The organism is Pedobacter hartonius (assembly GCF_900107535.1).
In the GTDB taxonomy this organism is placed as follows: Bacteria; Bacteroidota; Bacteroidia; order Sphingobacteriales; family Sphingobacteriaceae; genus Pedobacter; species Pedobacter hartonius.
The window spans coordinates 612,856-624,829 of record NZ_FNRA01000001.1 but is presented as its reverse complement, the minus strand read 5'-3'; the positions used below and the strand labels follow the sequence as shown (position 1 = coordinate 624,829).

The 11,974-nt window shown below is 44.6% G+C and carries 8 protein-coding genes; 3 read left to right on the top strand and 5 right to left on the bottom strand.

Annotation, left to right across the window (positions count from 1 at the left end; genetic code table 11):
• Nucleotides 1-133 precede the first annotated feature (133 nt).
• The 5 genes from BLW16_RS02835 to BLW16_RS02810 form a co-directional block, all read right to left on the bottom strand.
• Nucleotides 134-661, bottom strand: a complete 528-nt coding sequence (locus tag BLW16_RS02835) for a phage tail protein (RefSeq protein WP_090554962.1) — start codon at nucleotides 659-661, stop codon at nucleotides 134-136.
• A gap of 27 nt (nucleotides 662-688) precedes the next feature.
• Nucleotides 689-1,183, bottom strand: coding sequence for a phage tail protein (locus tag BLW16_RS02830; RefSeq protein WP_090554959.1), 495 nt, complete (start codon nucleotides 1,181-1,183; stop codon nucleotides 689-691).
• A gap of 7 nt (nucleotides 1,184-1,190) precedes the next feature.
• Nucleotides 1,191-1,718: a phage tail protein gene (locus tag BLW16_RS02825; RefSeq protein ID WP_090554957.1), complete on the bottom strand. Its 528-nt coding sequence runs from the start codon at nucleotides 1,716-1,718 to the stop codon at nucleotides 1,191-1,193.
• Between the two features lie 3 nt (nucleotides 1,719-1,721).
• Nucleotides 1,722-2,693 carry a methionyl-tRNA formyltransferase gene (locus BLW16_RS02820; protein WP_090554954.1) on the bottom strand — a complete coding sequence of 324 codons (972 nt, stop codon included), beginning with the start codon at nucleotides 2,691-2,693 and terminating at the stop codon, nucleotides 1,722-1,724.
• A 369-nt stretch (nucleotides 2,694-3,062) separates the two neighbouring features.
• Nucleotides 3,063-4,001, bottom strand: coding sequence for a DNA/RNA non-specific endonuclease (locus tag BLW16_RS02810; RefSeq protein WP_090554951.1), 939 nt, complete (start codon nucleotides 3,999-4,001; stop codon nucleotides 3,063-3,065).
• A gap of 407 nt (nucleotides 4,002-4,408) precedes the next feature.
• Between BLW16_RS02810 and BLW16_RS02805 the strand changes: the two genes are divergently transcribed.
• The 3 genes from BLW16_RS02805 to BLW16_RS02795 all read left to right on the top strand — a co-directional run bounded on the left by BLW16_RS02805 (nucleotide 4,409) and on the right by BLW16_RS02795 (nucleotide 11,343).
• Nucleotides 4,409-5,794: an aspartate kinase gene (locus BLW16_RS02805; protein ID WP_090555186.1), complete on the top strand. Its 1,386-nt coding sequence runs from the start codon at nucleotides 4,409-4,411 to the stop codon at nucleotides 5,792-5,794.
• Nucleotides 5,795-6,664: 870 nt separating this feature from the next.
• Nucleotides 6,665-9,814 carry a SusC/RagA family TonB-linked outer membrane protein gene (locus BLW16_RS02800; RefSeq protein ID WP_090554949.1) on the top strand — a complete coding sequence of 1,050 codons (3,150 nt, stop codon included), beginning with the start codon at nucleotides 6,665-6,667 and terminating at the stop codon, nucleotides 9,812-9,814.
• Between the two features lie 11 nt (nucleotides 9,815-9,825).
• Nucleotides 9,826-11,343 (top strand): RagB/SusD family nutrient uptake outer membrane protein, encoded by a 1,518-nt coding sequence (locus BLW16_RS02795; protein WP_090554948.1) that lies wholly within the window; start codon nucleotides 9,826-9,828, stop codon nucleotides 11,341-11,343.
• The last annotated feature ends 631 nt before the right edge of the window (nucleotides 11,344-11,974 follow it).

Genomic DNA, 11,974 nt, shown 5'->3' with positions numbered 1-11,974 from the left:
TCATAGAAAATGTATAAATAGCTTCCCCCTCAAGCGCTTTATATTTTATCAGGATTACGGTAAAATTTTGATCATAGTTTAACGGCTTTACATGGATTTGAATAAAGCCGCCTGTTGAGGCGGCTCTGGAAGCTTATGGTCTTGGCGGGAAAATCCCGTTCATACAAATGATAAAGTTGAGCGGCAGGTAGGGTTGCATATTGCTTGCAGGTAAAGAACTTCCTGAAAGCCCTGCTGCCTGGGGGTTAAGGAGTGTATCTGCGCTATTTGCGTACTTATTGGTCTTTACCTTTCCCGCAGTCATTGCCGCCGGCAGGTTGCCCTCTGCTGTTGCGGCATTGGCGCTGGCGCTCGATGCGTTAACGGGGAGGTGGCTATGAGGAGGCATGGTTGATGTGTCTAAGGTATAACTTGTGCTGCCCGCACTTTCTCCCAGTGCGTAAGGGGAAAGCCCTGGTCCCTGTCCTGCTCCAAGGGGGCTTGCCCCGTTCAGGTTAGGCAGGGCAAAATTGTTAGTCCCGTTACCTCCGTAAGTAACGCCAAGGATTGAAAAAAGGGGGGTGTTTTGGTTGATAGGAAGAAGTGCGCCATTGCAAAAGGCCCAGTCACGGGGAGCAAAAGTGCCGCAGAAAATTCGGATTTCTCCAATATAAGCGTCCATATGAGTTTGTTTAAATGTATGTCCTGTTTAAGGTCTGGATGGGAATATTCCCTGTATAGCGATTGCAAATGTGGTGGCCAGGTAAGGCTGGACATTACTGACAGGGATATTACCGCCGGTATTTGATAACATTCCGGTTGCCATTGGTGCTATCGTGCCGGTAGCATATTCATTGTCTGCAGAAGCTGCAAAAAAGTTGGCCTCTGGCGAAAGCTGGCTGGCTGCTGTTGTTGAGGCCTTTATCAGATGGTTATGCACAGGCAGGTTTGTAATGTTCAGCGTGGTGGTGGTTGTACCGCCCAGGGCCCCCTGTGTATTGGACGGGCCGGCTCCCATGGGCACACGGCCGCGCAGGTCGGGCAGGGCAAAGTTGGTTGTTCCGTTGCCGCCAAACTGTGTCCCTAACAATGAAAATAATGCTGCATTCTGATTGATAGGCAGTAGTGCCCCGTTGCACGCTGCCCATCCTCTTGGGATCTGGTTAAATGCGAAAATCCTGATTTCTGCTATATATGGTTCCATAAAAAATCTAACTAAATGATGGGAATATGCCGTAGAGGGCGATGATAAAATTGATGGTTACGTAGGGTTGCATAACAGGCACCGGGAGTCCGTTACCGGCAGGAACAATACTGCTGTTGTTCATTTGCACCATGTTTGCTGCGGGTGTGGTGATATAGGCGTTTCTTCCCGCTGTATCAGGCGTTGCAGGAAATAGTCCTGCCGGATTTCCTGATGTTCCGGTCGCATTTACCCCGTTTACCGTATGGCTGTGCGCAGGCAGGTTGGCTACTGTCAGCGTTAAATTTTCGGTGCCTCCCGTTTGTCCGGCTACTACATTGGGGATACCCGTTCCATTGCCCACATGTACAGGCACCCTGCTGCGCAGGTCAGGTAATTGAAAAGTTGTGACGCCATCGCCGCCGTAGGTGGTGCCAATCAGCGTAAAAAGCGTCTCGTTTTGCGATATTGGGAGCAGGCTTCCGTTACACAGCGCCCAGTCCTGTGGTGCAAAATTTCCGGCGAACATTCGAATTTCTCCTATGTAATTCTCCATTTTTTAATGTTTGTTTATGATTTGATGAGTTTGTTTCCGGGAGTGTAGGGCAGGCATGTCTTCAAACCTGTCCCCGGCTTTTACGCCTATGGCGGATAGTTTAAAGCCTGTGAAGATGCCTTCGCTCAGCTGCAGAATGTTTATCCGCAGTATATTCCGGTCTGCACACAGCACAAATATTCCGTGTTGCGGATCTGCATGTATAATGGTACCGGGTGTTGTTTCAGGGATATCGGCGGCATCAGCAGGATTTACTTCCAGGATCCTTATAGGCTGTTGCCTGAACCAGGTCACAGCGCCTTTAGTATAGGGGTTACAGGCGTTTACCAGGTTTTCGATTTCCGCTGCAGTTTGATGCTGCCAGCTGATGGCGATATCCTGCGCATCCGGCCGGCTGAAATATGATGGATGTTGTTCTTTATGCTCTTCTCCCGCGGGGCGGAAATCCGTTTCGATGAGTTCTTTTAGCAGGGCAACGGAAAGGTGGCTTAGCCTTAAACCCAGCAGGCCTTCATTCTCTCCCTGTAGTATGGGCACAGCAAGCTGGCGGACTACCGGCCCCTGATCAAATTGGTCATCCATCTGATGAATGGTGATTCCGCTCTCTTTATCGCCTTTTTTTAGTTGCCAGAAAAGCGGCGCCGGGCCCTTGTATGCCGGCAGAAGACTATAATGGATATTATAGAACCCATAGCTGACACAGCTGAATAAAGATGATGGAATTCGGTATGGAAAAGTATAGACCAGTACCATGCCGGCATGGGTTTTTGTGATCATTGCCGATATCACCGGAAATAACTCTTCCCTTTCCACCATGCTGAAAGGGACGTCTGCTGCGTTTGCCAGGTCCCGGAACTGCAATATATCCTCAGTTTGTCTTTTCGGACAGATGATTCCACTTAAAAGATTATGCTGCTGCAAATAATATAGCACCGGTAATGCCGTTGCATTACTTGCCAGTAAGATCATCTTCATATTTGGTGAATTGGAGCGTTAATTTTAAAACACATGCAGGTTAATGCATCATTTTTTTTTCAAAATAGAGGTTTAAATGATTGATAATCAAATAAAACGGACGTTCACTTTGTTCAGTTTATTCAGTCTGATTTTGTGATTTGCTGCCAGGTCAGAGAAGGACAAGAGCATGCCGGGGATACTATATTCCTTCCACACCACACCCAACCGCTGGCCGCAGCAAAAAAGATTAAGTGATATGCACTACCTGATCAGAGAAAGAGTTTTAAATCATCCGAAGTTGATCTCGAAGTAAGGTTCAAAGACCTTTCTCACTTTTCGCATGCTTATAAAAAGGCTTATGGCGTGGCGCCTTCCCGGTATAGGAGCTTAGTTTCCGCCTTTAAATTTCTTCAGTTCTATACGGTCCTGCAGAGCCTTTGGTAAGGCAGATAGCAGGTCATAACCGGTTGCTTTTTCAATATCTCTTACGGTACAGAGATAGTTCATCCAGTTTGGTGTGATGCTGTTGTCATTTGGGGTATCAATAGCAATCAGCCTGGTGTCGGTACCTATTCTTTGCAGGTCATCATCTCCCTCCGGAATGATGACCACTACCTTCCATAGATGTGAAGGAACATTGATCCGGCCATCGTCAATGGTTTCAAAGTATCCGTTTTTACCTGTGCCGCCGGTTCCGTAACTTCCCATGATCACGTAGGCCTCATTTCCTCGTTTTACCTGTGTTCTGCAATAGCTTTCCAGGTGTTCCCAGGTATGCTGGTTGTTATTGGGTGCCTGCGGAATGATGTTGTCCATTAAAAAAGTTGAGGAGTTGGCTGCTGTTGAACTGGTGCGGTCGCCACTCGGACAATTGTGCCCCTTATCGAAGCCGGAACCTCTGTAACTGGTATTATTTGCTTCATACCAGCCTTGTGGCAGATCGGTGTCAGGCCTGAAATTATTTGAGCGTCCGGCATGGCCGAGGTCTTCTGCGCCGATATGCCAGCTCACCCAGTTTGGTTCAGCTTTGGTTCTGCTGTAGCTTTCAATGTAATATTTGTGGTCAATCAGGTAATTGTCTGCGTTCTCTGTAACGGCCGTTGCGCCGCTTGGGTTTCCCAGCAGGAGATGATCAGTGCTGTCGGCCAGGTCAGCATTGCTGCTGTCAGGCAGTTGAATGTCTTTTGAAGCCGCAGACGCTGTTCCGGATTTAGGGCTCAGGGTAGCCTGGTGTCCGTAGCTGTTGAAATCAGTTTGTTGTGATTGCTGGCAGCTTCCGCATAAGAAGATTGCAATGATAGGTGAAAGTATCTTTTTATAGTTCATTTCAAATATTGAAGGCTGGCGCAAAGCTAAATTAAAGGGAGAATTTATCAGGAAGTTAAAACGTTTTTTTTGCTCAAATTAAAAGATTAGGTATTCATCAGAAGTTTGGCCGGTTAAAATAATAAATATTTTATGATGAAATTTAGGATATTACAATAATAGTGTATACCTTTAATATTAAAGAAAAACACACACCAAAATAGAAGCCCTGCAGTTTAAACTCAGGGCTTCGCTTTTCGCGTTACTCAATTATGTTATAAGGCGCTGATTCTTATCATTATCTTATCTTTATCTTCTTGCGGATATCCACAAAAAAAACCTCAGCAGATTTGCCATAAAATTGATAATTTAGGCCAGCAATACAGGCTATGCAATTCACCTGGCCTGATCATCATTTTTATTATACCATGTTAACAGTAGAAAAGATAGGCGGCACTTCTATGAGTGCCCTGAAGGATGTGATACAAAATATCATTTTATTTGAGCGCACCGGCGACCAGCTATATAACCGTGTCTTTGTGGTTTCAGCATTTTCAGGCGTTACCGACCTGCTTCTTGAAAACAAAAAGACCGGCGCACCCGGAGTTTATCACCGCATAGCGAAACACCAGGATTTTCACAGGCCACTGAAAGATCTCATCGTCAAGTTAAAAGCGATCAACAAAAAATATGCGGAGCTTGGGCTGGATCTTGCTGTTGCCGATCAGTTTATCGAAAAACATATTACAGAGGCACAAACCTATCTGGAAAACCTGGCAAATATCCTGGCCTCAGGTTATGTAAGCAGGGAAGGTATCCTGCAGGCAGCAAGAGAAATCCTGGCGTCCATTGGTGAAAGCCATTCTGCTTTTAACTTTACAAATATCCTGCAGAATATGGATATCAATACCCGGCTGATAGACCTGAGTGGTTTTGGCGACCATCTGGCCTATACCATTGACCAGCGGATAAAACACGCGTTTAAGCAGATTGATTTTGTAAAGACCATCTGTATCGTTACCGGTTATGCAAAAGGTACGGAAGGGATTATGCGCGAGTTTGACAGGGGTTACTCTGAAGTGACCTTCAGCAAAATAGCTGAGTTCCTGAAACCTGAGGAGGCTATCATCCATAAAGAATACCATCTTTCAACAGCCGACCCCGCCATGGTTGGAATAGAGAACTGTACACCGGTAGGTTATACCAATTATGATATTGCAGATCAGCTTGCTGATGTAGGTATGGAGGCAATCCATCCCAAAGCGTCGAAACCACTGGAAATCAATGGTGTTAACCTGCGGATAAAAAATACGTTTGAGCCATCACACCCCGGCACACTGATCACGCGCGAATTTGTGTGTGAACACAAGCGTGTGGAACTGATCACCGGAACAGATAAGTTACTGATCATCGATGTTTATGATCCGCTGATGGTGGGTAACGTTGGCAGCGATCTGCAGATTATGCAGATCTTTTATCAGCATAAATTAAGCTATACCTTCAAGGCGACAAGTGCCAATAGTATCTCCATAGTGATATGGGAACGTGACTTTGATAAAAAACTGATCAGCGATCTGGAAAGTAAGTTTGAAAAGGTGACGGTTGAAAAAACAGCAATGGTATGCCTGCTGGGATCAAATATGGATCAGCCGGGCCTGCTCGCCAAAAGTGCTTATGCGCTTACTGAACAAGGCATCAATATCAAAAGCGCAGGTTTTGCCCTGCGAAAAGTAAATATCCAGTTTTTAGTCGCCCCTGAAGATTTCAGGATGGCGATCATTGCATTGAATAAAGCAATGCAACCAGTCGTATAAAGTAAATTTGTAGATTTTCTATACCTACAGCAAAAGCCCATGCCCATACAGCATGGGCTTTGCTGTAGGTATAGAAAAAATAACTTATAATGCCCGCATTATAAGTTATGAATCACAAGGGGTATAGCCTAATGAAATAATAGCTGTAATATGACCAATTTTCTGATTCTCTGTAGTATTTTTATCAATGCTCTTCATATTTTTTTCTTGTAATTTTGTATCACCTCAATGTGTTTGTGATTTTTATATATAAATTGAGACATTTGATACAATGTTTGGTTTTTAATATATTATAAGCGGTTATTAGTATATTATTTTATGATCTAAGCATTAATTTCTCTTTTTCTGGAGCAATTACGTAATTTAAAAACCTGATTTTATTTTTTATTTTCTGATAGTGATTACTCTTCTTATAATGTAATTGTAAAAATTTACTATATTAGTTAAACTTTGTGTGTTTTATAATAAAAAACGTATTGTTATATAGATAATAATAATGCATATAGATATTAGTAAAAATCACCTGAAGTAAATTATGGTAAATCTGTTTATTATGTCTACTGATTTAGTGGATTTATATTTTATATTTGAATGATGATCAAACGCTCTCATCTCTTGCTGATTTCTGGCTTATATCGCTATGTCTGCCCGCCCTGTTGCCAATCGCAAGTATTTGGAAGGTAGGCAGGTATATTGATGATAACCGCCGGCCTTTTCATCCTGAAAGGTTTTTTTTTGCTTTTACAAATCTTTAAATCCCTACCCAAATGATGTAACCAGTTCCACAGCACTCAAATCAGATCAGATCTGCGTTGTTTCCATTTCGAAAAAATATCACTACTAACTATTATTAAACTTAAAAAAATTAATATGATGAAAAAAGTACTCTATTTATTGGGGTTTGTTTTGCTTTTCGCCGTGCAGGCCTTCGCGCAAACACGCACGATCACAGGAAAGGTCACCGATGCAGGTGACGGTACGCCACTACCGGGCGTAAGTGTCTCGGCAGGCCGGAACGGGGCTGTTACCAGAACAAGTGCGGCCGGAGAATATAGCCTTACTGTTCCCAACGCGGTAAAAAACCTCAGCTTCAGTTTTGTGGGTTATACCGGCAGGACGCTTGAAATCACCTCTCAAAAACTAAATACAGCACTTACATCCAGTCAGAACCAGCTGAATGAAGTTGTTGTTTCAGGATATTCCACTACCAGTAAAAAGGATTTTACCGGTTCCGCAGTTAAGGTAACTGCGGCGCAGATCGCCAATAAACCGGTTCAGAGTTTCGACCAGGCACTTGCAGGACAAGCTGCGGGGGTGAACATCATCCAGCCCAACGGTGTGCTGAACAACCCGCCTGTTTTCAGGGTAAGGGGATTTAACTCCATCTCCCTCAGTTCCTACCCGCTGATCGTAGTGGATGGTGTGCCCGTATTTACAGGCAACACAGGTAATACATCTTCAGTCAGCAGTAACAGTGCATCAAATAACCCTCTGGGAGATATTAACCCGAATGATATTGAATCTATTGATATCTTAAAAGATGCTTCCTCCACTGCAATTTACGGTTCGAGGGCTGCCAATGGCGTAGTGGTCATCACTACAAAAAAAGGTAAACAGGGAAAGACCAGGATCAATTATGATGGTTGGGTGGGCATCACCAAAGCTTTCAATCTGCCTCACCTGCTGAATGCCGAACAATATGTTACCCTGAAGAATGAAGCACGGGTAAACGCAAACCTTGCACCAGCCTTCGCATTGCAAAAAGATGCCAGTGGCAATAACATAGAAACCGACTGGTTCAAGGTAGTTTACCAGACGGGGATATCACAAAACCATAATATGAATATTTCGGGGGCTACAGAAAATACTTCTTACTTCCTCTCCACTGGTTACAGTAAACAGGAAAGCTTTATCAAAACCAACTCATTTGAGCGTAAGATCTTCAGGGGAAACGTAGATCATCATCTGTCTAAAGCAATTACTGTCGGAACAAACTTCAGCTATAGCAATACATTGAACATCGGGCCAAATAGTGGTTCACTGCTTGGTCAGGCCTATAACACAGGCGGTTTAGCGAGGTTGCCGCTCGTGTTGTTTCCCAATGTTTCCCCTTATAATGCTGATGGCTCGTATAATATTTCCGGTACGGGAACATTGGGCCAGGGTGCCAATACTGTTTCCAATAATTACCCGAACGCTGTGGTACTGCTTGATAATGACAGGTTTACATCCAAAAATGACAACATTATTGCCAATGTTTATGGAGAACTGGAAATCATAACGGGGCTGAAACTGAAAACCCAGTACAGCATTAATAAACTGAATACCGCAAATACATCCTTCCAGAACCCGATTGCCGGTGACGGACAAAGCAATAACGGTTTGGCGTTAAATACTTTTGAAGAGTACAACAGAAGGGATTGGACCAATACCCTGAACTATGTGGTTGCCTTAGGCAAAAATCACATCAATGCGCTTGTCGGACAGGAGGAGTACCACACCACAAATGTAGGTACAGGTACAGAGCGTACTAATCTGGCCGATTCTTATTTTAAGAACTACCAGGGGAATTTCCTGAACGTACGTAGTACGCCAGCCACGGGAAACTTCAATTCAGAAAATGGTTTCCGGTCGTTCTTTGGTACGGTAACATATGACTTCGATAAAAAATATCTTTTGAGCGGAACTTTCAGGCGCGATGGATTTTCAGGTCTTTCGGCCAATAATAAATATGGTAATTTCGGAGGTGCCTCCATCGGATGGAATATTGCCGAAGAAGATTTCTTTAAAAGCAGCACACTTTCGACCATCTTTGACGACCTGAAACTGAAAGGCAGTTATGGTGTGGTTGGTAATATTGGCGTAAGTGATTATGCGTCCCTGTCTCTTTTTAATTCAGGTTTGTATGGCGGTTCATCCACCGTATATTTTAACCAGGCAGGTAATCCCAACTTAAAATGGGAAACAAGTAAAAAAACGGATGCAGGTATCAGTTTCAGTCTCTTTAAAGGAAAGATCCAGGCAGATATCGATTATTACAATAACAGTATCAACAACCTGATCCTGAATGCACCCCAATCTCCGTCAAGAGGTATTCCCGGAGACCCGGCCAATACCATTGCGGCAAATGTAGGCTCCATGTTTAACCGTGGTTTTGAATTTAGCTTTACCTCAAGAAATATCGCCAGATCAAACTTCAGCTGGACCACCAATTTTAATATCAGTACACTCAACAATAAGGTTACCGGCCTGGCGCAGGGTAATTCAGACATCTACGGATCTACATCAGGACTGGAGACCGCAAACATTACCAGGGTAGGGCACACACTGGGATCAATCTTTGTGGTTCCTACGGCAGGAGTAAATCCGGCGAACGGACAGCGTATTTTTGTCAACCGTTTTGGTCAGCAGGTACAATACAACCAGGCTGCCGCGCAAAAATGGACCTACCTCGATGGTACGGTTGCACCCGCCATAGACGGTACACTGGATGGAACAATTGCCGGAAAAAGTATCCCTACTTATTTTGGAGGTCTGAACAACACTTTTACTTACAAAAACTTTGATATGATCGTTGGTATTACCTTCTCGGGAGGGAACAAGATTTACAACGGTACACAGGCTACTTTAAGAGACCAGCGTTTCTGGAATAACCATACTGAAATACTGGACCGCTGGACAGCTCCCGGACAGCAAACTGATATTCCAAGGGTAGTATATGGTGATAACGTATCAAACGGATCGGCTATTCCCAATTCCTCAAATGTTCAGAATGGTGCATATGCCAAGCTAAAGAACGTGGCGCTTGGTTATAAATTTCCTGCAGAACTGATCAACAGTGCCGGCATCTCCTCACTAAGGATCTATGTACAGGCAACAAACCTCGCCGTTGTTACCGGATACAAGGGCTCTGATCCTGAGGTTTCCAGCAATGGTAACTCCAATCTCTCCCCGGGGGTAGACCGTAATACGGTGCCATCCGCCAGGATATTTACATTCGGACTTAATGTGGGCTTTTAATCTTGACAACTATGACAACGCTAAAAAAATATAAACACAGCATAAATGTAGCCTTACTGGCATCCATCATGGTATTTGGTAACTCCTGCACCAAGGATCTCTTAAACCCGACACCCACCACCAGTATCATCGATAATGAAGCATTTGCTACTCCCGCCCGGATCCTGAGCCTGGTTAATGGCCTGTACGCCGGAGTTAAACACGGTGAGTTCTATGGTGGAAGGTATCTCATTTATAATGAGATCCGCGGAGAAGAATTTATCGTGAACAAACCAAATGGGGTGACAGGGCTGGATACCTGGAACCAAAACGTGAATTCCAATACCAATGAGGTAGTCTCGCTCTGGAGCCGGTCATATGCGGCAATTAACCGCGTGAACGTTTTCCTGGCCGGCCTGAATGCCAACAGCTCGAAGGTTGATGCGGCCACCCTCAGTCTGTATACCGGTGAAGCGGAGTTCCTGCGTGCTTTGTCTTATTTCGCATTGGTACAAACTTATGCAAAGCCCTATACATTTGACAATGGCGCCAGCCTTGGCGTACCTCTCCGACTGGTTTCTGAGACAACGCTGACGGGTGAAGGTACGAATGACCTGGCCAGGAGTACCGTTGCACAGGTATATGCCCAGATCATCAAAGATCTGGATGACGCTGAAACCAAGCTTCCTGCAACTCCGGTTACTCCGATTGCAACAACCGCTGCATTCCGTGCATTTAGAAACACAGCGATAGCATTGAAAGCAAGAGTATACCTTACACAGGCTAATTATACACAGGTGCTTGCTGAATCTGCCAAGATCATTACGGCAACAGCACCTTACCAGTCGCCTAATGGTGTGAGCAGGCTGGAAAGCAGTATTGCAACAGTTTTCAGTGGGTCATATACGAGTACCACCACCAGTGCAGGAACATTTTCTGAAAGCTTGCTCTCTCTTCCGTTTACCAGTACAGATGCACCTGGTACGCAAAATCAGCTGGCTTTTTATTACAATAACTCACCCGGCAATCTGGAGTATTACCTGAATACAGCAGGGATTCTGGCCAATCCTGCATTGAGCGGAGCGGCTTCCACTGATGCCCGTAAGGGATTTATCGGCAGCAATGCTACAGTTAGTTACCTGACCAAGTTTAAAACGGCCTCTCCCTTTACAGATTATATCCCTGTCATCAGGTATGCCGAGGTCTTATTGAATGCCGCAGAAGCTTATGCAAGAACCGGTGAGCTGGCAAATGCAACAGCATTACTGTATGCGGTCAGACGCCGTTCTGATGCCAGCTACACATTTGCTGCGGAAGATATTGGTTCACAGGCCAGCCTGGTTAACACTATCCTTACAGAAAGACGTATCGAACTGCTTGGAGAGGGATTCAGAGCCCCGGATCTGAAACGTACCCTTCAAACGCTTCCTGCTAAGGTCAGCCCGCAATCAGGAACATCGCCTGCTGTTGCACCAACGGCCTCAAACTATATCTGGCCGATATCAGGTCCGGAACTTCAGAACAACAAGCTGATTGTGCCCAATCCATAAAACTGGTGCCGGCTCTGGCTAAAGCTTATGCTTTATCCTGAGCAATTTAAATACTGATACAGCCCGTATGATTGATTTCATATGGGCTGTATTTGTAATAAAACAAAGGAGACAAATGATCTGGTATGCTGTAATCCGGCCTGCTTCCGGCTTGCTCTATGCTTGCCTACCTTGGACTCACAAGCATAGATGAAGCCATAACGAAGCCGTAAAGTATTGTAAACCGGCTTACTTAAATGAGTGCTGAATCTCTTTCACCCGACTGGGATGACGAAGGATTGATGGCAACACAAAGTTTATTTGAGAGAAGAGCGGGAAGGGTATTTCGGGCAGTTAGGAAGGGCAATGGAGATAAAAAAAATTTATAAATCAAAAGCCGGGTTTGCATCCACAAATTCCGGCTTCTGAGTTTTTTACCTATCTCCAAACTTAAGCTCCAGTTCACGTTCTGGAATCAATTTTGGATATCTTGAATGATTGTCGTAAAATTCAGAATTATTAAGATCAGTGAAAATCCCCTATTATGGTGATTATATAAAATGCAAAAGCCGGTCTGCATCCACAGTGACCGGCTTTTGATATTATTAACTAACCTAAACCCCGACTCCGGCGTTTCCACCGGAGGCACCCC